The following is a 25,900-nucleotide window of genomic DNA, read 5'->3' as shown; positions in this document are numbered from 1 at the left end:
GCACTATCGATCATGCTGCAGACAATCCGCGTCCTGATAGCAGGACGCAACTGTCTGGAGCGGACTCATGCCGAATGCTGAATCAGAAGAATCCCAGCGCGTTCGGGCTGTAGCTGACCAGCAGGTTTTTGGTTTGCTGATAATGATCGAGCATCATCTTGTGGTTTTCGCGGCCGATACCGGACTGCTTGTAACCACCGAACGCGGCATGGGCCGGATACAGGTGATAACAGTTGGTCCAGACCCGACCGGCCTGAATCCCACGACCGACGCGGAAGGCGCGTGAACCGTCACGCGTCCACAAGCCGGAACCGAGACCGTACAAGGTGTCATTGGCGATTTCCAGCGCCTCTTCTTCGTCCTTGAAGGTGGTCACCGACACGACCGGCCCGAAGATCTCTTCCTGGAAAACACGCATCTTGTTATTCCCCTGGAACACGGTTGGCTGAACGTAGTAACCGCCCGCCAGATCGCCTTCAAAGTTCTGACGCTCGCCACCGATGAGGCACTTGGCGCCTTCCTGCTTGCCGATATCGAGGTACGACAGGATTTTTTCGAGTTGCTCATGCGACGCTTGCGCACCGATCATGGTCGACATTTCCAGCGGATTGCCCTGCTTGATGGCGGCAACGCGCTTGAGCGCACGCTCCATGAAACGGTCGTAAATCGATTCCTGGATCAGCACGCGCGACGGGCAGGTGCAGACTTCACCCTGGTTCAGCGCAAACATCGAGAAGCCTTCAAGGCACTTGTCAAAGAAGGCGTCATCGTGGTCCATCACGTCGGCAAAGAAGATGTTCGGCGATTTGCCGCCCAGCTCCAGCGTCACCGGGATCAGGTTCTGTGCGGCGTATTGCATGATCAAGCGACCGGTGCCGGTTTCGCCGGTGAAGGCGATCTTGGCGATACGCTTGTTCGATGCCAGTGGCTTGCCGCATTCCAGACCAAAACCGTTGACGATGTTCAGTACGCCTGGTGGCAGCAAGTCTTTGATCAGGTCCATCATGACCATGATCGATGCAGGTGTTTGCTCTGCCGGCTTCAACACCACGCAGTTGCCGGCCGCCAGTGCCGGCGCCAGTTTCCACACCGCCATCAGGATCGGGAAATTCCACGGAATGATCTGGCCAACCACGCCGAGTGGCTCATGGTAGTGATAGGCATAGGTCTCAGCATCGATCTGCGACACGCTGCCTTCCTGGGCGCGGATGCAACCGGCAAAGTAACGGAAATGATCGATCGCCAGCGGGATATCCGCCAGCGTCGTTTCGCGGATCGGCTTGCCGTTGTCGATGGTTTCGGCCAGTGCCAGAATGCCCAGATTGGCTTCCATGCGATCGGCAATCTTGTTCAGGATATTGGAACGATCGGCCAGCGACGTCTTGCCCCAGGAGGCCTTGGCGGCGTGCGCTGCATCGAGTGCGAGTTCGATGTCTTCCGCAGTCGACCGTGCCACTTCGCAAAAGACCTTGCCCATGATCGGGCTGACGTTTTCAAAATACTCGCCCTTGACAGGGGGTACGAATTTGCCACCGATGAAGTTGTCGTAGCGCGCTGCGAACGGGTTCTTTACACCGAGCTTGCTGAAATCTGCCATGTTCATGTTGTCGTGCTCCTGGTTGTTGTGGTGTCTCTGGTTTGCTGTCCGGGTGCTTGTTGCACGAACGATATTTAGCAATCAACGTGCCATGCCGGTGGTGGCGGTGTTTGGCGGGCTGACGACGTCCTCGTGGCGGGACGCTGTTTTTTTTTCGAACAGGTCTGCCGGGGGACTGTTCCAAATTGAATCAGTCAGCGTGGAACAGTTACAGCGCCGAATCCGTTGCCAGTGTGTAGGTTGGGCTTTGCAGCCAGCCCTCGCAAGGTGGGCGTCGAACAGCAAACACAGTGACGGTGACGTTGCCGAATCGTAGGTTGGGCTGCGAAGCCCAACATGCGTCAAGCTTCCTGCGCAGTGAGTTTTGCGGTAGCTAAAACGGTTGCTGCTCCGTCGCGACCAAGCCGGGTGCGGCCCGGCAGCCGGTCACTTCTTTTTGCTTCGCCAAAAAGCAGTAACCAAGAAAAAGGCGACCGCAAGACCGCTGCCCTGCGGGTTCCCAAATACCGTGCCCGGTCAGGGGGAGGGCCGCAAACTCGCTACGCTCAGACAGTGCGGCCCTCTTGTCCCCTGCCCGGGCACGGTATTTGGCAGCGGCCTTTTATGCGGAATTCAACGTCAACACCAAGCCCAGCCTTGATGATTGATTGATGGCCAGGCTCGCTTTGCGCGAGAAAGATGGCTTGTAAAAGCCTTGTAGATTTTGAGTTTGGCGTTGGTTTTGATACTGAATTTGAAACTGGCTTTGACGTTGGTTTGGAAGTCGATGTCGATCACGACGAAGAAGTTTTCTCGCGCAAAGCGAGCACGACCATCTCGCAGGTTCCAAGGCTGGGCTTGGTGTTGACGTTGAATTCCGCATAAAAAGGCCGCTGCCAAAAACCGGGTACGGCAAGAGGATCAGAGGCCCGCACTGTCTGAGCGCAGCGAGTTTGCGGGCCTCCCTCTTGCCGTACCCGGTTTTTGGGAACCCGCAGGGCAGCGGTCTTGCGGTCGCCTTTTTCTTGGTTACTGCTTTTTGGCGAAGCAAAAAGAAGTGACCGGCTGCCGGGCCGCTCCCGGCTTGGCTCCACGGAGCAAAAACCGTATTAGCTACCGCAGAACTCACCGCGCAGGGAGCTTGACGCATGTTGGGCTTGGCAGCCCAACCTACGATTTTGGATGCTTGGCACAACGATTGCTGACGGCGATGCGTGATGAGCTCAACTACGCACGCCAGAAACATCGGTGATAACCTCCCGCCCAGACGCAAGGACTATCGAATCCCGCCAATGCGCTTCTTGCCACCGCAAGCCAGAGACAGAAAGAACACCGCACCATGGACCTTCACTACACCCGCACCGCCAAGTTCCTGCATTGGCTGATCGCCCTGCTGCTGATCAGCCAGTTCGCCTTCGGCTATTGGCTTGACGAAATTCCGCGCGGCACACCGGACCGCGGTTTCTTCATCAACCTGCATAAAAGCACCGGGATCGTTATCGGTCTGCTGATCATCTTGCGCATCGTCTGGCGTCTGCTGCATACGCCACCAGCGCTGCCAAGTTCCACGCCGCGCTGGCAGCAACGTGCTGCAGCTGCCAGCCACTTTGTACTGTATGCCTGCATGTTGCTCATGCCGCTGTCGGGTTACCTCGCATCGAACTTCAGCAAGCACGGCGTCAAGCTATTCAATGCGGTCCGACTGGCACCGTGGGGCAGCGATGACAAGCTGCTGTACACGATTTTCAATCAGACCCACCAGGTCACTGCTGTGTTGCTGGCGGCGTTTGTCGGACTGCATATTCTGGCGGTCCTGAAGCACCAGCTGATCGATCGTGATCACCTACTTTCCCGCATGCTGCCGCGCTCCTCCCGCTAATGCGGATTTCTTTTTCCATTTTCCGGAGTTCCCATGACGATTCGTCGACTGATTGCCCTGAAGTGTGCCGCGGCTGTACTGGCCACCCTGCCCGCTCTGGTTGTTGCTGCCCCGTTTGCCTATGTTCCGAATGAAGGTTCCGGTACGATTTCGGTGATCGATACCGCCACCGACGAGGTCGTGGCCGATATCCCCGCTGGTAAAAAACCACGCGGCATCGCGGCCGGCGCTGACAATCACTGGCTGTATGTCAGCGATCAACCGAACAACAGCCTGCAACTGATCGACATCCGCGCACGCAAGCCGGCAGGCACCGTGGCGCTGGGCGAGTCACCGGAAGGCGTCTCGATCTCGGCCGATGGTCGCTGGGTCGTCGCCGCCGTCGAAGAAAAAAATGAGATCACGCTGACCGATACCCGTACCAATACGCTGGCGTTTGCGATTCCGGTCAAGGGCAAGAATCCGGAGCATGCCGTCTTCAGTCCGGACGGTCGCGTGGTGTTTGTCAGCGCCGAAGAAGGCGATGCCGTCGACGTGATCGACTTCGCGTCGCGCAAGCAGGTTGCACAGATCGCCGTTGGCGCCCGTCCGCGCGGGATCGGCTTTTTGCCGGACAGCAGCCGTGCGTATGTCGCGACCGAAAACAGCAATGAAGTCTTCGTGCTCGATGCCCGTACTTTCAAGATCATCACCAGCGTCAAGGCCGGCTTGCGCGCCAACGGCATCACGGTGCATCCGGATGGCAGCCGGGTCTATATTTCGAATGGTGGCGATGCCAGCGTGTCGGTGCTCGATACCGCCACCAACACGATCATCGCCACCATCCCCGCCGGCACCCGACCATGGAACATGGCCATCACGCCAGATGGCAAAAAACTGTATGTCGCCAACGGTCGCTCCGGCACGGTGTCGGTGATCGATACGGTCCGGAACACCAAGCTGCGCGATGTCACGGTGGGTAAATTGCCGTGGGGCGTGGTCATCAAATAGGACTGTCCATCTGATTCCTGTCGCGCGCTGGTCAGTGGTTTGATCCTGACCTGACCCGCGACTATTTCCCAATGATTTTTTAGTGATCCTGAACCCGCCATGACGATTCGTTTTTTGCTGCACCCTGCTTTTATTCTCGACCGCCGCGCCGTTGCCGCGCTGGCTGGCTCGCTCGCGATGCCGCTGGTGCTGGCGCAATCGGTGACCCCGCCGACGCTGGAGCCAGTGGTGGTCAGCGCCAGTCGTTCCGAGCAAACCCGCTTCGACGCGCCCGCTGCGATCGATGTGGTAAAGGTCGATCCTTTTACGGCGATGTCGCCGCTGGTGAACCTGTCCGAATTGCTGTCGGCGGTACCGGGCCTGCAGGTGCGCGAGCGCCAGAACTACGCGCAGGATCTGCAGATTTCGGCACGCGGTTTTGGTACCCGTTCGACCTTCGGCGTGCGCGGTGTACGCATTCTGGTGGATGGAATTCCGGCCACGATGCCGGATGGCCAGGGTCAGGCTGCTACCGCCAATCTGGCGGCGGCGTCGCGCATTGAAGTGCTGCGCGGACCGATGGCGCAGCTGTACGGCAATGCCGCCGGTGGCGTGGTGCAGGTGTTTACCAACAACCCGCCGCGCGGCGATGAACCCACTACCGGTTCGGTCACCGTCGGTGCGGGCTCGGACGGCCAGCGCCAGCTGGGTGCCTCGATTGCCGGTGGCAATGACGTGATCGGCGGCACCTTCGACGTCTCGACTTATTCAACCGATGGCTACCGCGATCACAGCGCCGCCGAGCGCACGCAATTCTCCGGCAAGGTGGTGGTGCGGCCGTCGGCGGCGACCACGGTGACGGCGCTGGTCGGGTACTTCAACCAGCCAAAATCGGAAGATCCGCTGGGCTTGAGCAGCACCGATTTTGCGAGCAATCCGCGCCAGGTCGTGCCCGTCGCACTGTCCTTCGATACCCGCAAAAAAATCGAACAGCAGCAGGTCGGCGTGGTTATCGAACACAAGCTATCGGCCAGTGACACGCTCAATGCACGCGCCTATTCGGGCACCCGCCAGGTGTTCCAGACCTTGTCATTCAGCGGCGCTGCGGCCAACTCGTCCGGTGGTGTGGTCGACCTTGATCGCAACTATGCTGGTCTCGGCCTGAACTGGAATCACAAGACCCGTGTCAATGACCTGCCACTGAACTGGACGCTGGGTGTCGAGGCCGACAATCTGCGCGAGCTGCGCCGCGGCTATGTGAACAATGCCGGCACGCCCGGCGCATTGCGGCGCGATGAAAAAGACACCGCACGCGACCTCGACTTCTTCGGTCAAGTGGACTGGACCTTCGCGCCACGGTGGCGCGCCACTGCCGGCGTGCGTTCGAGCCGGGTGCGCCTGGCCGTCGATGATCATTACGCCGTCACCAAGGACAACCCGAACGACAGCGGCCAGGTCGAATACCGCAAGACCAGCCCGGTGGCCGGACTGGTCTGGAGCGCGACCGACAACGTCAACATCTACGCCAACATCGGCAAGGGTTTCGAAACTCCGACCCTGGCCGAATCCGCCTACCGCGCCAATGCCACCGGCCCGAACCTCGGCCTGTTGCCGTCGACCAGTGTTCAGGGCGAACTCGGTGCCAAGATCAAGAGCGGTCGCCATGCCGTCGATCTGGCGCTCTTCGATTCGCGCAGCAAGGACGAGATCGTGCCGTCATCGGTGAGCAATGGCCGTTCGGTATTTCAGAACGTGGATGGTGTGCAGCGCCGCGGCGTGGAGTCGTCCTGGCTGGCGAAATGGGACAACAAGCTGACCACGCGGGTGTCCTACACCTGGCTGGATGCGACCTTCCGCGAAGCGTTTTCGAATGCGCAAAACGCCACCATCGCGGCTGGCAAACGCCTGCCCGGCGCACCGCAACACAGCCTGTATTCCGAAGCACTGTATCAGGTCAATGATGCGCTCAGCGCTGCCGTCGAAATGCGCGCCGAATCAAAGGTCTTTGTCAACGACATCAACAGCGAAGCCGCGTCCGGTTATGCCGTGCTCAATGCCCGCACCGGTTACGCATTCAAGCTTGGTACGGCCAACATGTTTTTGTTCGGCCGCATCGACAATCTGCTCGACAAGCAGTACGCCGGTTCGGTCATCGTCAATGATGGCAATGGCCGGTTCTATGAAGCCGCTGCGGGCCGGCGCGTGTTTGTCGGACTGCGCGCCGCCTTGTAGGTAATGTGGACTGCGAGGTCGGCGACCTCCTCGCAGTCGGTTCGGCAGCCGCAAGACGCCGCGCGATCGCGGCGCTGCCAGTATTGCAGTCTGCCGATCAGCCAACAATTTTCCGCGTCATTTCCATTAATTCCCAGCCGAGTTGCCGGCGAATTTCACGCGGGTCCGGAGGTGGTTTGCGACCCGCCTGACGGCGCGCCATGTAGTCACGGATCTGCTCTTTGGTGGGTTGCTTTTGAACTGCCATGTCACACCTCCCGCATGCTTCGTGGACCGATTGAAACACGTGCGTCCACTGCCACGATCGCTGATACAACGTGAATGGCTTTTCAGTCGTTGACGGTTCCGCCAGCGCCCGCTGCTGCACGCACGGATGCCCACAGACACGCGCAGTCACCGCTCAGCGGAACCATCACCGCCAGCGCGCTACTCATTGATCGGAATGCGGAACGCTTGCCCGCATGTGTCATCCGCCAAGAACAAGCTCAATGGGGTTACCTGCCCCGACTGACCAGTCCCTTTCACCGCCATGAACATACCCAACGCCGCAGCTGCACCGAACGCTTTACGGGCGGGCCCTTTGCGACAGCGGGAGACGACTCCGGACGCCCCGCAGGATCAACGCCTTGCCGGCCGCAATGCATCCGTGAATTGCTGTCCGTTCACGCCCGCCGCCGTCGCCAAAGCCTGCAACCCGGCCTACCAGCTCAGGCGGAGATTGGCCAATAAAAAAAATGCCGATGGCGAAACCAGACTGGTGCGGGCGGTGCGCTACGGCGAACTGGCGGCCGTGAAAGCACAGCTTGATGCCGGGGCCGATCCGAACCTCCCTTTGCACGACGGTATGTCGATGCTGCACCGTGCCGTCCTGAATCGGGATACCGGGATCTTGCAGGCACTGGCCGGTGCCAGCGGCATCGATCCCAATGTGACGGATCGCGATGGCAAGACGGCGTTGCTGCTTGCCGTCGAACGCGGTCAGACTGATATGGTGAGGGCGCTGCTGCGCTCGGCAGGCTTGGACGTCAACAAGCCCGATGTCAAACGCGATTCACCACTGAATTGCGCTGCCCGCAAAGGCGATGTTTTGATGGCACTGTTAATTTTGACTCATCCGGATACGGACCCGAATGGCGCCAACTCGGCGTTCTTCAGGTCAGGCCGTGTGCGCGATCACTTCAGGCAACAGGCGGGCCTTGAACCGGAGACGCGCGATGCACCGCAATTCCATATCGACGAATTGCGCCGCTGGGTGGCGTTCGTGCCCCGTTTCGGTCGCTCGAATCGTGCCCTCACCATGCAAACCCATTCATTGCTTGCCCGCCTGCTGACGGTGCATCCACCGGTACAGCAGGAAGACTGCATCAGGGATGCGGCATTTCATGCAGCGCTGGCCCTCGAACAGTGCTTGCAAACATTCGGCAACGAGCATGAGAACACGCGTCATTTTGCCGCGTCGCTGTTGGCAGCGGCGCCGGATGCACCCACCTTCAATATCGATGGCATCGTCGTGCTTCGCAGCGACATCGACGACATGGCCAATGAACGCGGCAACCATGCGCTAGCGGCAAACCTGAATCTGATTGCCGCCGAAGGATGGCAGGCAAACGTCCATCTTGCCGGATTCGTGCTGCGCGGCAGCGCTATCCTGGCGCGCTTGCGGGAGCATTCCGCACCCCCCGCAACACCGGCCACGCTGGAGCAAGTCACGCAGGAAGTACGCAGCCTGATCGACCAGCGCCATACCGGCGACGACGCGCGCATGATGCATGCCGGTCTGAATCAGACACTGGCACAAACCAGACCGGTGGACGAAGGTGATTTGCACACCACCGCGCCAGAAACACTGCAGTTATTACACCGCTACATCGGTGCCCGCCAGGGCCCCCTGCAGTCGGACTTGCAGACTGCGTTTTTGCAGCGGTTGCGCGATATCGGCAACGATGACGGCGTCTGCAATATCGGCTGCGTGCAGCGTCTGCTCGATACGCCCACCGGTATCGATGCGACCCTGATGGCGCGCGAGCCGGATGCCGCAACGATCCATGATGAGATCACCAGCATTGCAGGAAAAATTAACAATGCATTTGAAAACGAGTACAAGACCGACTACGCCGCGCACTACGTGAACCAGCTGGCGCCCCAACTTCAGCAATCAGCCCAGTCGCAAGAACACTTTGCGGCCGACATCACGGCACTGAAGCAGGATATGTTGCGAGCAACCGTGCTTGATGATCTGGTCGGGCAACGTGGCTGGAATCGCGCCAACGTGGAGCCGCAACTGGCTAGCGTGATGGAATCGATGAAGTACCTGTAAAACTGACCGGAGCACCTTTTACGCCGTACTGAAACAGGCCAGTACAGAACGCATAGCCAAAAAATAACGTGACGCAATAAGTTGAATCCAGGGTTGGCAGGTCACCGTACAAAGACAGGTAAGCCTCCTCCAATCAAATTAAGGATTCACCATGCGCTCACTTCGTACCGCTCTTGTTTTTACCGCACTGCTTGCAACCGCCAGCGTCTCGTTCGCCGATGTCATGGTCGGTGGCCAGAGCATGATGGCCAGCAAGGACATCATCGATAACGCGGTCAACTCGGCTGATCACACCACGCTGGTCGCTGCCGTCAAAGCTGCCGGACTGGTCGAGACACTGAAAGGCAAAGGCCCGTTCACCGTGTTCGCTCCGACCAACGCCGCATTTGGCAAACTGCCAGCCGGCACCGTTGAGACACTGGTCAAGCCAGAGAACAAAGCCACGCTGACCAAGATCCTGACCTACCACGTCGTGCCAGGTAAATACGATTTCATGGCACTGGCCAGCGAAATCAAAAAGCATAACGGCAAGGCACAACTGGCGACAGTCAGTGGCGGCAAGCTGAGTTTTGCGATGAACGGCATGCACAACATCAGCGTCATGGATGAAAGCGGCAACACCGCCAGCATCAGCACCTATGACGTCACGCAGTCGAATGGCGTGATCAATGTCATCGATACCGTACTGATGCCCAAGTAAGTTTCAATAGCCTCACCCGGTCCCTGTACTGGCGCCCTGTGCGCTGATGACCCGGAAATTTTTCCGGGTTTTTTTTCGTCAGCACACCACGTTCAGGGCCACGGCGCCGGATTCACATTCACATATTGCTCGCCACCTTCCGACGGCAACGCACTTGCATCCGGCGGTGACCCGGCATGCAAACGTGCGCCTAGCAGCAGCGCGATTTCACGACGGGATGCGCCGAAGTCTTCGGGGCGCAGCGGCTGGTTTTTTTCGGGCCAGTGCTCGTTGGCCCAGCTGACAAATTCCTCGAAACGCCGATTGAATTCGGCGGCAAACTGGTCGCGTTCGGTCTGGCTGGTCATGATCATTCCTTTATCGGTTAGCGCAATTAGCGTGGCGTCAGTGCGATGCACACCACGTCACTGCCGAGAGCATAAACCACACTCTCATGCGCGCGTCCAGTAGCCCGGCTGCCGGTACATGTCTTTCAGGTGCTGGACAAACAGCCGGATCTTGGCGGGCACATACCGCTGCTGCGGATAGACCGCCATGATGTCGTAATCGGGCAGCGCATACGCGTCCAGCACCGTGCGCAGCTGACCGCTGTCGAGTTGTGCCTGGATCTCCCACGCCGAACGCCAGCCCAGCCCCAGCCCCTCGCCCATCCAGCGATGCAGCAACTCGCCGTCATTACAATCGAGGTTGCCGTTGGCCCGCACCGCCACGGTTTTGCCGTCCTGCCGGAAGTACCAGCCACGCTGTTGTCCGCCCTGCAGGTTGAAGGCCAGGCAGTTGTGTCGCGCCAGATCGTCCAGCGTGAGCGGCACACCGCAACGCTCGAAATACGCCGGCGTTCCGCACACCACACGCTGATTCACCGCCAGCTTGATCGCCACAAAATTCGGATCGATATGGCCGCCGATCCGTATCCCCATGTCGTAGCCGTCCTGCACCAGATCGACCACACGGTCGGTCAGGTTAAATGAAATTTTCAGGCCGCCATGACGGGCGATGAACGCGGGCGCATGCGGTGCGACGTGCTTGCGCCCGAACGCGGCCGGCGCCGAGATGATCAGATGGCCACTGACCACATTGCGCCCCTCGGCCAGCGTGCTTTCGGCCAGGTCGAGATCCTTGAGCAGCTTGCGGCAATGTTCCAGATACCCCGAGCCTTCCTCGGTCAGCGCAAGCCGTCGGGTCGAGCGATGCAGCAGGCGCACGCCGAGGCGTTTTTCGAGCGCTTCGATGCGCCTGCCGACCATCACCGGCGTGACGTTCAACGCCGGCGCTGCGGCCGAAAAGCTGCCGTATTCAACTGCGGCAACAAACGCTTCGATCTGTTTGAGTTTGTCCATTCAATACCTCAGATATGCAATTGACAGACAGTTTGTCATATTCCCAGACGGATGAATGCTGATTAACCTGAGGCCATCGACATTCAATTCAAACCGGAGGTGTGCAATGGCAAAGATGACAGCAGCGCAGGCAGCAGTATGGGTAATGCGCCTTGAAGGGATCAGACAGGCGTTCGGCGTACCCGGCGCGGCCATCAATCCGCTGTACGCAGCCTTGCGCAAACAGGATGAGATCAAGCATGTGCTGGCACGCCATGTCGAAGGCGCATCGCACATGGCCGAAGGCTACACCCGGGCCACGGCCGGCAATATCGGCGTGTGCATCGGCACCTCCGGCCCCGGCGGCACCGACATGATTACCGGTTTGTATTCGGCCCAGGCCGATTCGATTCCTATCCTGTGCATTACCGGACAAGCGCCACGGGCGCGCTTGTACAAAGAAGATTTTCAGGCCGTCGACATCGAATCGATTTCCAAGCCGGTCACCAAGTGGTCGGTGCTGGTACGTGAACCGGCGCTGGTGCCACAGGCGTTCCAGCAGGCGTTCCATGTGATGCGTTCGGGACGTCCGGGCCCGGTGCTGATCGACCTGCCCTTCGATGTACAGATGGCCGAAATCGAATTCGATCCGGAGACCTACGAGCCACTGCCGGTGTATCGCCCGAGTGCGTCACGCCGCCAGATCGAAAAGGCGCTGACCATGCTCAACGCGGCCGAGCAACCGCTGATCGTGTCCGGTGGTGGCGTCATCAATTCGGACGCGGCCGAGCTGCTGGTCGAATTTGCCGAACTGGTCAATGTGCCTGTGATCCCGACGCTGATGGGATGGGGCACGATTGCCGATGACCATCCGCTGATGGCCGGGCTGGCAGGCCTGCAAACCAGCCACCGCTACGGCAACGCCACCGTGCTGGCATCGGACTTCATGCTCGGCATCGGCAACCGCTGGGGCAACCGCTTCACCGGCTCGATGGAAGTATTCACCAAAGGCCGCACCTTCGTCCATGTCGATGTCGAACCGACCCAGATCGGTCGCGTGTTCGGTCCGGATTTCGGGATTGCCTCGGATGCCGGTGCAGCACTGAAATTGTTTATCGAGGTTGCCAGGGAATGGCGTGACGCCGGCAAGCTCAAGTCACGCGACAGCTGGGTTGCACAATGTCAGGAGCGCAAGCGCACGATGCAGCGCCGTACCGATTTCGATAACGAGCCGATCAAGCCGCAACGCGTCTATCAGGAAATGAATGCGGTGTTCGGCCGCGACACCCGCTACGTCAGCAATATCGGCCTGTCGCAAATCGCCGGTGCGCAATTCCTGCATGTCTACAAACCGCGCAACTGGATCAATTGCGGCCAGGCCGGTCCGCTGGGCTGGAGCGTGCCAGCGGCGCTGGGCGTGCGCGCGGCCGATCCGGATGCCGAAATCGTCGCGGTCACCGGTGACTACGATTTCCAGTTCCTGATCGAGGAACTGGCTGCCGGCGCGCAGTTCAAACTGCCGTACATCCATGTGCTGGTCAACAATTCGTATCTGGGCTTGATCCGCCAGTCGCAACGCATGTTTGAAATGGACCATTGCGTGTCACTTGCCTTCGACAACATCAATGCACCAGAGCTGGCCGGCTATGGCGTCGACCACGTGGCCGTGACCAAGGGTCTGGGCTGCAAGGCGATCCGGGTATGGAAGCCCGAAGACATCCAGCCGGCGCTGTTGCAGGCACGCGCCTGGATCGCCGAATTCCGCGTGCCGGTGGTGGTCGAAATCATCCTAGAGCGGATCACCAATATCGCCATGGGCACCGAGATCGATGCGATCAACGAGTTCGAGGAAATCCTTGATGTGAAGGACGAGGCAGCGTGATGCGGCTGGCTGGCAACCGGCATTCGGAGTAACGATGAACTGGTGGTTGGGAGGACGGGATGCTTACACATCTCGCCTATCCGACCGGCGAATTGAACCGTTGTATGTCGAACTTGAATTCGCATGGCGACAGGAAAACCGCCACCAGGAAATTTTTCCAGTAAATTCCATTGCGTTGTCAGCGTTGTGACCGCCGACAACGAACCGGAAATAATTTGCTGAATTAGTCGAGTGTCATATCAATTCAAATTCAGTTAGATCCCATGAGAAGCATTGTTTCAGGCATTCTTCAGCGCTATATCCGTAGCATCTTGCAAGTTTTCTACGAGGCCTTCGTGAACCAATTGCTGCAGTTCATGCTCCGTTTCCTGCGTGATCGGCATAACGAGCAGACGTTTGATAATCGCATTTTCCTTACTTATCAGAAAGTTGGCAAAATCAACTGATGCTTCAATGGTCACAATTTCTCGGAGCGAGAGTTGATGCACATTGATCTTCATACCTTTTGCATAATCCTTGATGAGATCCCGTTGTATCCATAGGTTCAATTCGGCGAGATTACTAAGATCCGTACCCTGTTCAATCCACGTTGGCTCCGGCCCAATAAAGTTTTCCCAATCAAGGTTACTGTCGGGCTCAGCTGGCTGGCTGCCCGGAGTGGACAACGGCTGCGCAGCGCCGCTGCATAAATCTGATCCAGCCGGTTGAATTTCCGGAGGCCGACTTCCCTGAAGTGAACGTTGAAGACGCGTTGGACGATCTCCTCTGCCCGAAGGTCCCGCCTCAGGTAACCGAAGCTCATCAGCCACTTTCAACAATGCCGCGCGCAAGCTGCCTAGCTGTGCTTCGGAATGCACGAAACGCGGATCACGCGTTTGCCGTCCGATCATGATCACTTTATTCAACGCTTCGTCGATACCATCACTCTTTAGCGTGCCGCTTTTAATCCGCTGGCTGAGATGGCGATACGTGATCAACGTACCGGTACGACCAAAGCCGACATGGCTGAGGACAAGCGGTTCACTATTTGCAGGAGCGGTATCTGCGCCGTCTACTTCCAAACACTGGAGGTGCGCATCCATTAACTCATCGGCTTGGGCAATCGCATCGATCTCAAGGACACTTCCGGTAAATTTGAGACCCGCCTGCGTGATCGGAATTGCTATTTGTGTTTCGTGGCCACTTTCATGTTGGGTATCGGTGACGACCAACTGGTAGCGCAAAAAATTCCGTTCGTTGTCCCGGCGTAGTTCGCCGGTTTTTCGCACGGGCAGACTGTCCAGTGGTTCGAAGGTTTCAACCCGGTAGCGTTCGCCCAGCAATAAAGAACAACCACTTTCTTTGCTTTCGGTGATTGCATCATTGAGCAGGGAAATGATCGGTTTGCCTTGGGTGGACCCGGCACCAAAATGCGCTTTGCGTGAAACGAATTGAAAAAGACCCTGCCCGGAAGAGATCCCCTGCAGCAAAAAGTTTTGGTACGTCTCGGCAGGTGGCGACTGCCCGGCAGCATAGTGCCGCGTGCCTGTTGCTGGAGTTGCACCAGGCAAGACAAGATGGTGAGCATGCATTTTGGTTTTTTCCTTGCCGGGGCCGCGATCGACCTCGATGACATGCTGGTTGTCCATGCAGCCAACGCCTGAGATGTTTGGAGGGACAGTATTACTGGGCAGAGTTGTGAATGAACGTGTCAACAGCTCTGTCGATTGACAAAGCTTATTCCAAAGGCGATTGACGGCATTTGCAAAACGCGAGCGCGGTGATTGCGGGGGCGACCAATCAGCATGTTGTGAAGTTATTGTCGAGGACGAAAGACGTGAAAGAGCCATAAAAAGCTTCCGGAAAAGTGATGCTGCTGGCGCAATGCGAGTACATCGCATGAACGAGTCAGTTTGAACAGTGCAGTCGTCTGCAGAAAAGAGCATTGACCTGCCGGGTCAGGGTTGGCACCGCAGTTCAGGCTTACGGTAAATCGTGTCAGGCAGATCAAAACCTCCCATGTGTGTAACGCCGAACCGTTTGGTTCCGTGACATCGCGCGAGACCTGCACTTCAGCGCTTGCTCAAGAAAACTTGCATGACTGGTCCGAGGAGGCACAATCGGAATGATTGATCGTGGTTTCGCATGCGTTGTTCAACAAATGCCGATTGCCGTCCTGGTAGCCTGATCGCAGGGTGCAAGAAAAGTAGCGTAGTAAAAGAAGCGACGTAAAAGAAGCGTAGTACAACGCCGTAACCGGATTCGGCACGCAATACACGCTGAACCTCTGCCAAATATTTCCGGAATCGTTTATAGAAAAGCACGCAATGCGCCAGCCCTGGCGTAAAATCCGCGCCACCGGAAAAACCCGTTCCATCCAGCCCGCAGTAACACACCGGCCCGCGCCCTGCCGCGCTCCGGCACCCTGCCTTTCTCGACACTATTGAACCAGGAACCGCCCATGATCTGGCAGCAAATTTACGACCCACTCAACAGCCTTGCGCTGTCGACGCTGGCGGCGGGTGTTCCCGTCGCTGTCCTGTTGATCGCCCTCGCGTATTTTCATATGCGCGCTCATCTCGCCGCCGGCCTTGCGCTGGTGATCGGCATCGGTATTGCCGCAGTGGTGTTTGGCATGCCGGTCGCGATGGCCGGCAAGGCGGCCGGATTTGGTATTGCATCGGGCTTGTTCCCGATCGGCTGGATCGTTTTGAACATCATTTTCCTGCACCGCCTGACCACACTGAACGGCTACTTCCAGGTGCTGCAGGAAAGCATCGGCAGCATTACCGAAGACCGTCGCCTGCAGTTGCTGCTGGTGGCGTTCTGCTTCGGTGCTTTCTTTGAAGGCGCGGCGGGCTTCGGTACGCCGGTTGCCGTGACCGGTGCGATCCTGATCGGCCTGGGTTTCTCGCCGCTGGCGGCATCGGGCCTGGCCCTGATTGCCAATACCGCTCCGGTCGCCTACGGTGCACTGGGTGCGCCAGTGATCGCGCTGTCGGCCGTGACCGGGATCGATCTGCTGGACCTGTCGTCGATGATCGGTCGCCAGTTGCCGTTCTTTTCGTTGCTGGTGCCGTTCTGGCTGATCTGGGCGTTTGCCGGGTTCAAGGGCATGCGCGAAATCTGGCCGGCCATTCTGGTCGCCGGTGCCTCGTTTGCGATCCCGCAATTCGTGGTCTCGAACTACCATGGCCCGTGGCTGGTGGACGTGATTGCCTCGCTCGTGTCGATGGGCTCGCTGACTCTGTTCCTGAAAGTCTGGCAACCAAAAAAGATCTGGACCTCGACCAAACTGGGCAAGCGCGTCGATACCTCGGCCGACGATGTACCGCCACCAGAGCCGTTCGTGCGCACCGGTGACGGCACCATCAGCACCGTCCGCGCCTGGATGCCGTGGGCCATCCTGTCGGTGTTCGTGTTTGCCTGGGGCACACCGATGTTCAAGAAGTTTATCGATAGCGTCTGGGCGTTCAAGATCGCGGTTCCGGGTCTCGACAAGATGATCATGAAAATGCCACCGGTCGCCAAGGAGCCGTTTCTCGAAGCTGCCGTGTTCAACTTCAATGTGCTCTCGATGGCAGGCACCGGCATCCTGTTGTCGGCCATCGTGGCTGGTTTGCTGATGGGCTATTCGGTGCCGCGCATCCTGCGTGAGTACTGGGAAACCATCAAGACCGTCAAGTATTCGCTGCTGACAATCTGCGCGATGTTTGGCGTCGGATACCTCACCAAGTATTCCGGACTCGATGCCACGCTGGGTCTGGCGTTTGCCCATACCGGCGTGTTCTATCCATTGTTCGGCACCCTGCTCGGCTGGCTCGGCGTGGCACTGACCGGCTCCGACACCGCGGCCAACGTGCTGTTCGGCAGCCTGCAGAAAACCACTGCCGAACAACTCGGCCTGCCGCCAGTGCTGATGGCTGCGGCCAACAGCGCCGGTGGCGTAATGGGCAAGATGATCGATGCACAGTCGATCGTGGTCGCCTCGACCGCGACCAAATGGTATGGCCACGAAGGCGACATCTTGCGCTACGTGTTCTTCCATTCGATCGCACTGGCATTACTGGTGGGCGGACTGATCACGCTGCAAGCGTATGTCTGGCCATTTACCAGCATGGTTGTGCGTTAAGAACAGCACCCTTCGCCGACCTGGTGCCACCGCTTATTGCAGCGGTGGCACTACGCCGGCAAACTTCAGCAAGTCGGTCATGCCGAACTGCCCGCCCTGGGCAGACGGCAGATCCGGTGTCCAGTTCTTGCGGGCCGACAGATACGACTCGTCATCCGCCTTCAGCAATCCTATCAATACTTCCCCGACGATCAGACTGCCCACAGGCCCGAGCCGCGTGCCGTTTTCGACTAGTTCCGATTCTTTCAGAATGTAATACCAGAGCGGTGTACTTTGCTCCATGCCGTAGGGGACCAGTTCGGCCAATTGCGATGGCGCCAGCACCGGAACGCCGATGGTGCGGGCAATCGCCTGGCCCGACGGGATGCCGTAATTGACGTGGCGCATCAGGTTGCGCGAGGCCAGCGACTGGACGCCATCCGACGGCAGGCCCGGTGACAAGCCGCGTGATCCGGGCAACTGAAACAGCGCGCTGGAAATCTTCGTGTCGATGCGCTTGTTGAGCCGGAAATTATCGGCATCGAACTTGAAAAACGTCTGCCAGTCGACGAACCGGCGGGCGGCGCGCTTGCCGCCACGCAGATCGGCCGGATCAGGGTTGGCCGGGTCGATCGTATCGTCGAGTATGGGGGCCACGAATGACGGTCCGCCATCGGGGCCAAAATTGAGACGGTAGCTGGGCCGCACCTGCGAATGCCCGAAGCGGAACGCCGCCACCGAAAATTCGATCGGTATCTGAGGCTCGTTACGTGCATTGCGCGCACCTTGCGCATCGCCGCGGCCACGATTGTTGACCCGATAGAAACGCGGGCCGTTTTTCAGAATCGCATCGACCCGGTCCTGGCCGATGGTGAGCGGTAAATATTCATGCAGGATGATCCACTGGTAATGCCAGCGCACCTGGCGCTGGGCCATCGCAAAGATTTTTCTGGGCGTGCTGCGGGCGTTTTGCGGATCGGCACGCAGGCGCTCAACCACGGCATTGTGGAACTTCATCATGGCCATGTGCAGCTGGCTGATCACCACGTTTTCATCGTCGCGACTGTCGGCAATGAGGGCGTTGTTATTGGCATCGCGCGGCAGGTCGTAGCGCACCGCGCCTTTGCGCGAGACCAGTTGCGATCCGGGGATCGCGACGACGCGAAACTTGAAGTCGCCGGAACTGGCATCGTAAAGCTCGGGGTCCTCGCCGGGGCCATCGCCATACAGCTGGTCGAGATCAAAGGCAGCGGTGCGAAAATTTTCGGTGCGGCGCGGGTCGGTAGTTTCCCGCAGCGGTGCTTTCAGCGCCAGCGTCAGGTCGTGGTCGATGAACTGGCCGAGGAAGGTCATACCGGCTGTCATGGCCGGATTATCGGGATTGCGCGGACCTGCATTGGCAATCGACTGGGTCGGATCGGTCACGTTGTCGAGGGCGTCGATGACACCGCCCTTCGCGCCAAGTTTGCTTGCCTGTTCGCGCACCGCGTCGTTGGATGGTGCGAACGACGGCAACTCGGGGAACATCCGGCTGAAGGCGTTATTGTTGTCGGGATTGGGATCGGGCGGTCGGGTGGGACGGGTCGGGCGGACTACATGAACTGCGTTGCGGTTTGACATGTCTTCGGCAGAGCTCGGCTGGCTACCGCTGGCAATCAGCATCGTGATGCTGATTGCCGTCCATTGATTGCGTTGATTGCGCATGATGTTCTCCTGTGCTGGTGGAAGTGTGAAGGGGGTGTCGGGACACGAACTGCAATGGCCGTTGCGGCCTGGCGTCCTTGCGGTAGTCCTTGACTCCGCGCTTCAGCGGGAACAGAACCACAACAGCATTAGTATAAAAATTCATTGACCAGCGTTGAGCGCCAATCCGGCTCGGTTTAATTTCTATCAAACTGCGTAAATTCAGCCACCGTAATCAAGCAAGGTGGAGGAACTAACGTGACGTATCGAGGCCGCTGGTTTGCGCAGGCCCGATGCGTACCCGCAGGCCAACTTTTGATGTGAATCAAAAAGCTCCTTACGAAAACCTCAATTGAAATAACCTTGATCGACTTGGCAAGTCCGTAGCATTACACTAAGTCGTTGTGAAATTACCACCGCCTCTGCAGTGACGGCGCGGTGGCCGCGCCCCAAAATTCTGTGCGTCATATCAACAGGAGTCAGTCATGCCTTTCAAGACCATCCTCGTACATCTGGACGAATCCCCCAACCTCGATAGCCGTATCGAACTGGCCGCGCAAACCGCGATTACTCACGAGGCACATCTGGTGGGGCTGGCGTCGACCGGTATCTCGCGGTTTTTTTATGACTCGGTAGCCAGTGGCGCCGGTGTCGCTGACCTTGGTCCCTACCTTGACAATTTGCGGGGTCAGGCCAACCTGCGGTTGCAGAACTTCGAGAAACTGGCTGACCGTCTCGGCGTCAATTCCTTTGAAAAAGTCCTGGCAGATGATGAAACCGAAAACGCGCTGGCCATGCGCGCCCGCTACAGCGACCTGGTCATCGTCGGCCAGTACGATCCCGAGGGCACAATTCAATCCGTCTATGCCAACCTGCCCGAATACGTGACCCTCAACGGCGCCGCGCCGGTGCTGGTGATTCCGTACACCGGCAGCTATCCGCTGGTACCGCAACGCGTCCTGATCGCCTGGGATGGCGGACAGGAAGCCACACGGGCGATCCGCAACGCCCTGCCGCTGCTGCAGGCGGCAAAAGTAGTGGAAGTGGCCATCTTCAATCCGCAGGAACGGCCCGACGTGCACGGCGAAGAACCTGGCGCCGACATCGCCCTGTTTCTGGCACGGCACGGCGTGACTGCCAATGTGCGGCAGGAACGTCCCGAGATACCGGTGGGCGAAGCCTTGCTGTCACTGGCAGCAGACCTGCAATCGGATCTGCTGGTGATGGGCTGCTATGGCCACTCGCGCTTTCGCGAGGTGCTGCTGGGCGGCGTCAGCCGCACCATCCTCGATGCGATCACCCTGCCTGTGCTGATGTCGCATTGATCCCATGAAAATACTCTTTGCCGCCGACGGCTCCGAATACACCGAACGCGCCGCGCACTTTCTGGTGTCGCACCTGGCGTGGTTCCGCGTGGCGCCGGAGCTGCACCTGCTGCATGTCAAACTGCCGATCCCGCAAGGCATGGCGCTGACCCGCGCGCAAGCCGTGCTGGGCGACGATGCGATCGAGGCCTATTACGCCGAGCAGGCCAACGAAGCGGTGGCTACGGCCCGCGCGATCCTGAGCGCGGCGGACATCGTTTTCGAGACCGGCTGGCGGGTCGGCGATATCGCCCAGGAAATCAACCGCTATGCGACAGAACACGCGATCGAGATGATCGTGATGGGCTCGCATGGACACGGTGCGCTACGTAATCTGGTGCTGGGCTCGGTGGCGACGAAGGTGCTGGCGTCCGATACCGGGATACCGGTGCTGATCGTGCGCTGATGATTTTGCAAACCACTTGTTTTCCACGAGGCCAACATGCTCCAGCTCCGACCCGGTTGTGAATGCTGTGATCGGGACTTGCCGCCCGCGTCGACGCAGGCGCGCATCTGCTCTTTCGAATGTACGTTTTGTGCGGACTGTGCCGACGTTGTGCTCAACGGTATCTGCCCGAACTGCGGCGGCGAACTGGTCACGCGACCGCGGCGGCCTGCCGGCGCGCTGGCCAAGAACCCGGCATCGACGGAGCGCGTTCATTACCCGGCACGATGTCCGGGAAAAGCCTAGCAGCCTGTGCCTCGGCGTTCCTGGTCAAAGAAACGCAGTCAGCAACTGCTAGCCCTTCTGATAAAACCGGATCATTTCCGCAGCAATCCGGTCGAGTGGCAATTCGACATCGACCGCCTCCAGCTTGACTGCTTCGCGCGGCATGCCATACACCACGCAACTCGCTTCATCCTGCCCGATGGTATTGGCGCCGGCATCATGCATGTCGCGCAGGCCACGTGCGCCATCGTCGCCCATGCCGGTCATGATGATGCCCAGCGCATTGCGTCCGGCCACCTGCGCAACCGATTTGAAGAGCACATCGACCGATGGTTTGTGACGGTTTACCGGTGGCCCGTCCAGCACCTCGACCTGATAGTACGCGCCGCTGCGCGTGAGCCGCATGTGCAATCCGCCCGGTGCGATCAGGGCGCGTCCGGGCATGACGCGGTCACCGTGGCGCGCCTCGCGCACTTCGATTTCACACAAGGTATTGAGCCGGTTGGCAAACAGCGCCGTGAATTTTTCGGGCATGTGCTGAACGATGACGATGCCCACCGAGACTCGCGGCAACGCGGTCAGGATCACTTCGAGGGCCTGCGTACCGCCGGTCGAGGTGCCGATCGCAATGACCTTGTCGGTGGTGCGCGCCAATGCGCCCAGCGGCGCCGGCTTGTCCACATGCGCGACTGTCAGCGTTGCCGATGCCAATGCCGATGGCGATGTCGTTGCCGATACAGCGCGGCCAAACTGCTTCGGCCTGGACTGGGCGGCTTGCTTGACGCTGCGGATCAGCTCTGCCGAGGATTCCGATAAAAAATCCTTCAGGCCCAGCTTGGGTTTGGTGACATAACTGACGGCACCGGCGGCCAGCGCCTGCATCGTGGTCTCTGCGCCCTTTTCGGTCAGGGTCGAACAGATCACCACCGGCGTGGGCCGCTCGGCCATGATTTTTTTCAGGAAGGTAATGCCATCCATGCGCGGCATTTCCACGTCAAGGACAATCACGTCCGGCCATTCCGCGAGCATTTTTTCCTGTGCCAGGATCGGATCGGCCGCCGCAGCGATCACGCGGATTTGCGGATCTTTCGACAGGATCGCAGCCAATACCTGACGCACGACGGCCGAATCATCGACGATCAGTACCTTGATTTCATGGGCCATGGTTCAGTGTTCACCTGTCATAGGACTACATCGTGTTGATCCGTATCGATCCAGTCGAACTTCAACCAGACGTCACCGGTGGTGATATCAAAATACAGGCGCCGGTAGCCATCGCCACCAACATGTTCCGATGCCGGCACCAGTCGGGCCTGTCGGAGCAGATCACGCGCCATGGCAATGTTGCGCTTGCCCACATCGTGCGTCGTGGCGCCGGCCACGAACATGCGTCCGCCACCAAATAGTTTGGCCACGCACTCCGACAGCAGCACGCCGTTGCGCACCAATTCTGCCTGCATCAGGGCAAAGGCCGTATCGCCGTAACGTCCGCGCGTGAGCGCGGTGGTTGCGCCCGTGGGCAAAATGAAATGACACAGGCAACCGAACCTGCGCACCGGATGCCAGAGCGTGATGGCCACGCATGAACCCAGCAGGGTGCCAAAGACTTCGTTGCGGCAGCCACTGCCCAGCTCGCCGGGATTAAGGAAAATTTCACGTGCGGCCAGGCTGGCGAAGGGAACCGCCGATGGTGACGATGGTGACGACGGCGCCCTCACTGGCGGCGCTCCATCCGGTAGGCGCCGGGGCCGAACGAGATCAGGCCATCGATCAGGCCATTCAGCGATTCCGCCATGCCGACAAACAGCACGCCGCCGGGAGCCAGCGCCGACAATAGCTGGCCAACCACTTTGCGCTTGACCGGCGGATCAAAATAAATCAGCACGTTGCGCAGGAAAATGACATCGAACGGCACCAGTTCCGGCAACGGTTCGATCAGGTTGATCTGGGCAAATTCGGTCTTCTCGCGCAAGGGCCGGTCGATCAGCAGCGTGTTTTCGTAGGGGCCGGTGCCGCTGAGGCAATAGCGCTTGAGGCAGTCGGGCGGAATTTCCTCGGTGCGGTCAAGGCTGTAATGGCCGCGCCGCGCGGTATCGAGCACCCGCGTGCTGATGTCCGAACCGCGCACTTCCCAGTTCGGCGCCCTGCCCACGCGACTCAGTTCGGCCAGCGTCATGGCGATCGTATAGACCTCTTCGCCGGTCGAGCATGCCGCGCTCCAGACCCGGAAGGTATGGGTCCGCGCGGCGTTTTCTGCAATCGTGGCGAGCATCGCGAAGTGCTTGGCCTCACGATAAAAATAGGTTTCGTTGGTGGTCAGCAGGTCGATCGCGGTTTGCAATTCGACCGGATGCTGGCCTGACAGCAGGCGCTCGAAATACGCGCCGTACGAGTCCAGCGCCAGGGTTTGCACGCGTTTGAACAGCCGGCCGCAAATCAGCGCTTTCTTGGCTGGCGTGAGCGCGATGCCGGTTTCCCGGAACAACAGATCGCGGATCGTCGCGAATTCGCGCTCGGTCAGTCCATTCAGTTCCATAGCCACCGTTCAACCCTAAAATATGCCGCGCCCGTCGCGTGACAGGTCAGGCCGCAGCCGGTTCAAGATTGGCCAGTTCGGTCAGCGAGAACGTGCGTTCGACATCCAGGATGATCACAAACCGGTCGTTGATCTTGCCCATGCCTTCAATGAATTCGGCCCGTACTTCGGTACCAAAACCGGGCGCCGGCTCGATCTGGTCGGTCTCGATATCGATCACGGCGGACACCGCATCGACCATCACGCCGATGTCATGCGACTCGCCATCCTGGGCGATCTCCAGCACCACGATGCAGGTACGTTTGCCGATCGACGCTGCCGCACCACCGAAGCGCACCGTCAGGTCGATCACCGGCACCACCGCACCACGCAGGTTGATGACGCCGCGTATGCAGGCCGGCATCATCGGTACGGTCGTGAGCTGGCCGTACTGGATGATTTCCTTGATGACGAGTATGCCCACGGCAAAGACTTCCTTGCCGAGCGAAAACGTCAGATATTGCTTCGCTGCCGCCTTGGTCGTGGCAGCAGCCGGCGGTGCGCCACGGGACGAATCATTGTGCATTCGGCGCCTCCGTGGTCAGAAGCGTTTGAAGTGCGACTCATCGATCAATGCTGCGGCTTTGCGACCGCCGCCGCTGCTGCTACTGCTACTGCTGGCGCTGAGCTTGCGCAGCGGTTCTTTCATCGGACGCTCCTTGGCGGTGTTGGCGACCTGAAAAAATTCCATCAGTTGCTGCAGTTGCTCGGCCTGGCCGGACATTTCTTCGGAAGTCGCTGCCAGCTCTTCGGAGGCCGACGCGTTTTGCTGCGTGGCCTGGTTCAGCTGGCTCATGGCGGTGCTGATTTGCGACAGGCCGGTGGTCTGCTCTTCAGAGGCCGCCGTGATTTCCTGTACCAGATCCGAGGTCTTGCGGATCGACGGGATCATCGCGTCGAGCAGTTTGCCGGCGCGTTCGGACATGGTCACGCTGGTACTGGCCAGCTCGCCGATTTCTTTCGACGCAACCTGGCTGCGCTCGGCCAGCTTGCGCACTTCGGCCGCGACGACGGCAAACCCCTTGCCATGCTCGCCGGCACGGGCCGCTTCAATGGCGGCATTCAGTGCCAGCAGGTTGGTCTGATAGGCGATGTCGTCGATGATGCCGATTTTTGCAGCGATCTGTTTCATGGCGTTGGCGGTGCGCGTGACGGCATCGCCGCCTTCGACCGCTTCTTTCGCCGAGGTCGAGGCGATACCGTCGGTGACCCTGGCGTTCTCGGTATTTTGTGCCACCGAGGCAGACATCTGTTCGACCGAACTACTGGTGCGCTCGACGCCCGACGCTTGCTCGGAGGCCGACTGCGACAGGCTTTGCGCGGTCGAGCTGACCTGTTCGGAGGCCGAGGTCAGGGCATCGGCGGCGTTGCGGACATCGCTGATGATGCTGGCCAGCTGTTCGCTGGTGGTATTCGAGTATTCCTTGAGTTCGCCAAAGGTACCGGCGTAGTCACGTGTGATGCGCTGCGACAGATCGCCGGTCGAGAGTGCCTTGAGCATGCGCACGACTTCATTGAGACCGACTTCACTGGTATCCATCAGCTTGTTCATGCCATTGGCCAGCAAGGCAAAAAACCCTTCCTTGCCGGACGCATCGATACGGTTCGTGAAGTTGCCCAGCGCGGCGCCATCGACCACGTTGGCGATTTCGCCTTCGACCGAGACTTCGGCAGTACGGTCTTTCCACTCGACCACGGTACCGATGCGTTCTGCGGTGGCACTGAGAATCGGACTGGCGATCAGCGCCATGGTGCGACCGCCGACCTTGATCTGGGTATGGTAGGTGCTGCGCAGTCCGCCCAGCATGTTGCGCTGGTGCGCCGGATTTTTGTGGAAGCGGTCGAAGCTGCCACCGACGATCTCGCTGACACGGAACTGCGGCAGGTCCTTGCGGATGTCGCTCTCGGCGTTAGCCATCATGCTGGTGACGGACTCGTTCATGTAGACGATGTTGCCGTCAACATTGGCAATCATGACCGAGGTCGAGCACTTGTCGAGCGCCTGCTTGATGCGGGTATTGTTGACCAGATCGATCTGCGCCTGGCGCAACTGGTCACGGACCCCGTCGATGGCGGCGGTGATGGTGGCTTTTTTACCGGGCAGGCGTTCCATGTCGCGCGAAAAATCGTTTTTTGCGTAAGCAGTAACGATGTCGACGATCTGCATCTTGACGTCGATGTGGGAGCGCACCAGATGGTTGATACCGTCGGCGATTTCCTTCAGATTTCCAGGTAGTGCGGAGGTGTCGATCTGATCATCGATCCAGCCTTCGGCATGTTTTTTCGCCATCGTCTGCTGACCGGTAACCAGCCGCTTCATGGACTGGCTCAGGTCATTCAGGGCCGTTCCCAGCATGCCGATGCCATCCTCGCCGCCAGCCAGCGCAGCACTGGAGAAATCACCTTTGCCGAGTGCCTGTGCGACCTGCACCGTGGGCTTCAGTTCGTCGCGCTGGGCGCCGATCAACCAGATCCATAGCGCCGCTCCCGCCACCAGAAACACCAGTTGCGGCAAGCCAGGCGTCGCCGGACCCGGTCCCATGAACGCTGGCGCCAGGCCGATCAAGACCAGTAACGCAATCGCCACGCCTGTTTTTTCTGCCACACCGAATCGTTTGAACATCTCGTCCCCTCTGTTGACTTC

22 protein-coding genes are annotated in these 25,900 nt (G+C 59.2%); 11 read left to right on the top strand and 11 right to left on the bottom strand.

Going from position 1 to position 25,900, the window contains the following annotated elements; genetic code table 11:
• Positions 1-82 precede the first annotated feature (82 nt).
• Positions 83-1,603 (bottom strand): aldehyde dehydrogenase, encoded by a 1,521-nt coding sequence (adh, locus tag ABD720_RS03255; RefSeq protein ID WP_344761787.1) that lies wholly within the window; start codon positions 1,601-1,603, stop codon positions 83-85.
• Between the two features lie 672 nt (positions 1,604-2,275).
• On the opposite strand from adh, the gene ABD720_RS03250 reads away from it, so the two are divergent.
• The 4 genes from ABD720_RS03250 to ABD720_RS03235 all read left to right on the top strand — a co-directional run bounded on the left by ABD720_RS03250 (position 2,276) and on the right by ABD720_RS03235 (position 6,656).
• Positions 2,276-2,461 carry a hypothetical protein gene (locus ABD720_RS03250; protein ID WP_344761786.1) on the top strand — a complete coding sequence of 62 codons (186 nt, stop codon included), beginning with the start codon at positions 2,276-2,278 and terminating at the stop codon, positions 2,459-2,461.
• 454 nt (positions 2,462-2,915) lie between these two features.
• Positions 2,916-3,455 (top strand): cytochrome b, encoded by a 540-nt coding sequence (locus ABD720_RS03245; RefSeq protein WP_344761785.1) that lies wholly within the window; start codon positions 2,916-2,918, stop codon positions 3,453-3,455.
• Between the two features lie 33 nt (positions 3,456-3,488).
• Positions 3,489-4,445, top strand: coding sequence for a beta-propeller fold lactonase family protein (locus ABD720_RS03240; RefSeq protein WP_344761784.1), 957 nt, complete (start codon positions 3,489-3,491; stop codon positions 4,443-4,445).
• Positions 4,446-4,544: 99 nt separating this feature from the next.
• Positions 4,545-6,656 carry a TonB-dependent receptor family protein gene (locus ABD720_RS03235; RefSeq protein ID WP_344761783.1) on the top strand — a complete coding sequence of 704 codons (2,112 nt, stop codon included), beginning with the start codon at positions 4,545-4,547 and terminating at the stop codon, positions 6,654-6,656.
• Positions 6,657-6,753: 97 nt separating this feature from the next.
• Here ABD720_RS03235 and ABD720_RS03230 read toward each other — a convergent pair whose 3' ends face one another.
• Positions 6,754-6,903, bottom strand: a complete 150-nt coding sequence (locus tag ABD720_RS03230; RefSeq protein ID WP_344761782.1) for a hypothetical protein — start codon at positions 6,901-6,903, stop codon at positions 6,754-6,756.
• A gap of 282 nt (positions 6,904-7,185) precedes the next feature.
• On the opposite strand from ABD720_RS03230, the gene ABD720_RS03225 reads away from it, so the two are divergent.
• Both ABD720_RS03225 and ABD720_RS03220 read left to right on the top strand, forming a co-directional pair.
• Entirely contained in the window at positions 7,186-8,973 is a 1,788-nt protein-coding gene (locus ABD720_RS03225) for an ankyrin repeat domain-containing protein (protein WP_344761781.1), read from the top strand.
• 151 nt (positions 8,974-9,124) lie between these two features.
• Entirely contained in the window at positions 9,125-9,673 is a 549-nt protein-coding gene (locus ABD720_RS03220) for a fasciclin domain-containing protein (protein WP_344761780.1), read from the top strand.
• A gap of 92 nt (positions 9,674-9,765) precedes the next feature.
• Here ABD720_RS03220 and ABD720_RS03215 read toward each other — a convergent pair whose 3' ends face one another.
• Both ABD720_RS03215 and ABD720_RS03210 read right to left on the bottom strand, forming a co-directional pair.
• Positions 9,766-10,020 (bottom strand): hypothetical protein, encoded by a 255-nt coding sequence (locus ABD720_RS03215; protein WP_344761779.1) that lies wholly within the window; start codon positions 10,018-10,020, stop codon positions 9,766-9,768.
• Positions 10,021-10,104: 84 nt separating this feature from the next.
• The gene (locus tag ABD720_RS03210; RefSeq protein ID WP_344761778.1) at positions 10,105-11,013 is read right to left on the bottom strand and encodes a LysR family transcriptional regulator; all 909 of its coding nucleotides are present in this window, start codon (positions 11,011-11,013) and stop codon (positions 10,105-10,107) included.
• 106 nt (positions 11,014-11,119) lie between these two features.
• Here ABD720_RS03210 and gcl point away from each other — a divergent pair, with 106 nt between their 5' ends.
• On the top strand, positions 11,120-12,874 hold the full coding sequence (gene gcl, locus ABD720_RS03205) for a glyoxylate carboligase (protein WP_344761777.1): 1,755 nt from the start codon (positions 11,120-11,122) through the stop codon (positions 12,872-12,874).
• A gap of 278 nt (positions 12,875-13,152) precedes the next feature.
• Here gcl and ABD720_RS03200 read toward each other — a convergent pair whose 3' ends face one another.
• Positions 13,153-14,502 (bottom strand): hypothetical protein, encoded by a 1,350-nt coding sequence (locus ABD720_RS03200; RefSeq protein WP_344761776.1) that lies wholly within the window; start codon positions 14,500-14,502, stop codon positions 13,153-13,155.
• 815 nt (positions 14,503-15,317) lie between these two features.
• On the opposite strand from ABD720_RS03200, the gene ABD720_RS03195 reads away from it, so the two are divergent.
• Entirely contained in the window at positions 15,318-16,985 is a 1,668-nt protein-coding gene (locus ABD720_RS03195) for an L-lactate permease (protein WP_344762312.1), read from the top strand.
• Positions 16,986-17,018: 33 nt separating this feature from the next.
• Here ABD720_RS03195 and ABD720_RS03190 read toward each other — a convergent pair whose 3' ends face one another.
• The gene (locus ABD720_RS03190; protein WP_344761775.1) at positions 17,019-18,668 is read right to left on the bottom strand and encodes a peroxidase family protein; all 1,650 of its coding nucleotides are present in this window, start codon (positions 18,666-18,668) and stop codon (positions 17,019-17,021) included.
• 464 nt (positions 18,669-19,132) lie between these two features.
• Here ABD720_RS03190 and ABD720_RS03185 point away from each other — a divergent pair, with 464 nt between their 5' ends.
• Genes ABD720_RS03185 through ABD720_RS03175 form a run of 3 tightly spaced genes read left to right on the top strand, consistent with a single transcriptional unit; the run spans position 19,133 to position 20,702 of the window.
• On the top strand, positions 19,133-19,972 hold the full coding sequence (locus ABD720_RS03185; protein ID WP_344761774.1) for a universal stress protein: 840 nt from the start codon (positions 19,133-19,135) through the stop codon (positions 19,970-19,972).
• Positions 19,973-19,976: 4 nt separating this feature from the next.
• Positions 19,977-20,417 carry a universal stress protein gene (locus ABD720_RS03180; RefSeq protein ID WP_344761773.1) on the top strand — a complete coding sequence of 147 codons (441 nt, stop codon included), beginning with the start codon at positions 19,977-19,979 and terminating at the stop codon, positions 20,415-20,417.
• Between the two features lie 36 nt (positions 20,418-20,453).
• Entirely contained in the window at positions 20,454-20,702 is a 249-nt protein-coding gene (locus ABD720_RS03175; RefSeq protein ID WP_344761772.1) for a DUF1272 domain-containing protein, read from the top strand.
• A 48-nt stretch (positions 20,703-20,750) separates the two neighbouring features.
• On the opposite strand, the gene ABD720_RS03170 is transcribed toward ABD720_RS03175, so the two are convergent.
• The 5 genes from ABD720_RS03170 to ABD720_RS03150 are packed head-to-tail and all read right to left on the bottom strand — an operon-like array spanning position 20,751 to position 25,879.
• Positions 20,751-21,845 (bottom strand): protein-glutamate methylesterase/protein-glutamine glutaminase, encoded by a 1,095-nt coding sequence (locus ABD720_RS03170; RefSeq protein ID WP_344761771.1) that lies wholly within the window; start codon positions 21,843-21,845, stop codon positions 20,751-20,753.
• A gap of 17 nt (positions 21,846-21,862) precedes the next feature.
• A complete protein-coding gene (locus tag ABD720_RS03165; RefSeq protein ID WP_344761770.1) occupies positions 21,863-22,399 on the bottom strand; it encodes a chemotaxis protein CheD in 537 nt (178 codons plus the stop codon).
• Positions 22,396-23,217: a CheR family methyltransferase gene (locus ABD720_RS03160; protein WP_344762311.1), complete on the bottom strand. Its 822-nt coding sequence runs from the start codon at positions 23,215-23,217 to the stop codon at positions 22,396-22,398. The genes ABD720_RS03165 and ABD720_RS03160 overlap by 4 nt, the downstream gene beginning before the upstream one ends.
• A 46-nt stretch (positions 23,218-23,263) precedes the next feature.
• The gene (locus ABD720_RS03155; RefSeq protein ID WP_344761769.1) at positions 23,264-23,782 is read right to left on the bottom strand and encodes a chemotaxis protein CheW; all 519 of its coding nucleotides are present in this window, start codon (positions 23,780-23,782) and stop codon (positions 23,264-23,266) included.
• Between the two features lie 15 nt (positions 23,783-23,797).
• Positions 23,798-25,879 (bottom strand): methyl-accepting chemotaxis protein, encoded by a 2,082-nt coding sequence (locus ABD720_RS03150; protein ID WP_344761768.1) that lies wholly within the window; start codon positions 25,877-25,879, stop codon positions 23,798-23,800.
• Positions 25,880-25,900 lie beyond the last annotated feature (21 nt).

Source organism: Actimicrobium antarcticum (genome assembly GCF_039536745.1).
Lineage (GTDB): Bacteria > Pseudomonadota > Gammaproteobacteria > Burkholderiales > Burkholderiaceae_D > Actimicrobium > Actimicrobium antarcticum.
Note: the sequence above shows the minus strand (reverse complement) of the source record. Positions and strands in the feature narration are given on the sequence as shown.

What these genes read in the sequence shown, in the direction of transcription:
- adh (WP_344761787.1), bottom strand. Translation starts at nt 1,603, where the DNA reads ATGAACATGGCAGATTTCAGCAAGCTCGGTGTAAAGAACCCGTTCGCA.
- ABD720_RS03250 (WP_344761786.1), top strand. Translation starts at nt 2,276, where the DNA reads ATGGCTTGTAAAAGCCTTGTAGATTTTGAGTTTGGCGTTGGTTTTGAT.
- ABD720_RS03245 (WP_344761785.1), top strand. Translation starts at nt 2,916, where the DNA reads ATGGACCTTCACTACACCCGCACCGCCAAGTTCCTGCATTGGCTGATC.
- ABD720_RS03240 (WP_344761784.1), top strand. Translation starts at nt 3,489, where the DNA reads ATGACGATTCGTCGACTGATTGCCCTGAAGTGTGCCGCGGCTGTACTG.
- ABD720_RS03235 (WP_344761783.1), top strand. Translation starts at nt 4,545, where the DNA reads ATGACGATTCGTTTTTTGCTGCACCCTGCTTTTATTCTCGACCGCCGC.
- ABD720_RS03230 (WP_344761782.1), bottom strand. Translation starts at nt 6,903, where the DNA reads ATGGCAGTTCAAAAGCAACCCACCAAAGAGCAGATCCGTGACTACATG.
- ABD720_RS03225 (WP_344761781.1), top strand. Translation starts at nt 7,186, where the DNA reads ATGAACATACCCAACGCCGCAGCTGCACCGAACGCTTTACGGGCGGGC.
- ABD720_RS03220 (WP_344761780.1), top strand. Translation starts at nt 9,125, where the DNA reads ATGCGCTCACTTCGTACCGCTCTTGTTTTTACCGCACTGCTTGCAACC.
- ABD720_RS03215 (WP_344761779.1), bottom strand. Translation starts at nt 10,020, where the DNA reads ATGACCAGCCAGACCGAACGCGACCAGTTTGCCGCCGAATTCAATCGG.
- ABD720_RS03210 (WP_344761778.1), bottom strand. Translation starts at nt 11,013, where the DNA reads ATGGACAAACTCAAACAGATCGAAGCGTTTGTTGCCGCAGTTGAATAC.
- gcl (WP_344761777.1), top strand. Translation starts at nt 11,120, where the DNA reads ATGGCAAAGATGACAGCAGCGCAGGCAGCAGTATGGGTAATGCGCCTT.
- ABD720_RS03200 (WP_344761776.1), bottom strand. Translation starts at nt 14,502, where the DNA reads ATGGACAACCAGCATGTCATCGAGGTCGATCGCGGCCCCGGCAAGGAA.
- ABD720_RS03190 (WP_344761775.1), bottom strand. Translation starts at nt 18,668, where the DNA reads ATGCGCAATCAACGCAATCAATGGACGGCAATCAGCATCACGATGCTG.
- ABD720_RS03185 (WP_344761774.1), top strand. Translation starts at nt 19,133, where the DNA reads ATGCCTTTCAAGACCATCCTCGTACATCTGGACGAATCCCCCAACCTC.
- ABD720_RS03180 (WP_344761773.1), top strand. Translation starts at nt 19,977, where the DNA reads ATGAAAATACTCTTTGCCGCCGACGGCTCCGAATACACCGAACGCGCC.
- ABD720_RS03175 (WP_344761772.1), top strand. Translation starts at nt 20,454, where the DNA reads ATGCTCCAGCTCCGACCCGGTTGTGAATGCTGTGATCGGGACTTGCCG.
- ABD720_RS03170 (WP_344761771.1), bottom strand. Translation starts at nt 21,845, where the DNA reads ATGGCCCATGAAATCAAGGTACTGATCGTCGATGATTCGGCCGTCGTG.
- ABD720_RS03160 (WP_344762311.1), bottom strand. Translation starts at nt 23,217, where the DNA reads ATGGAACTGAATGGACTGACCGAGCGCGAATTCGCGACGATCCGCGAT.
- ABD720_RS03155 (WP_344761769.1), bottom strand. Translation starts at nt 23,782, where the DNA reads ATGCACAATGATTCGTCCCGTGGCGCACCGCCGGCTGCTGCCACGACC.
- ABD720_RS03150 (WP_344761768.1), bottom strand. Translation starts at nt 25,879, where the DNA reads ATGTTCAAACGATTCGGTGTGGCAGAAAAAACAGGCGTGGCGATTGCG.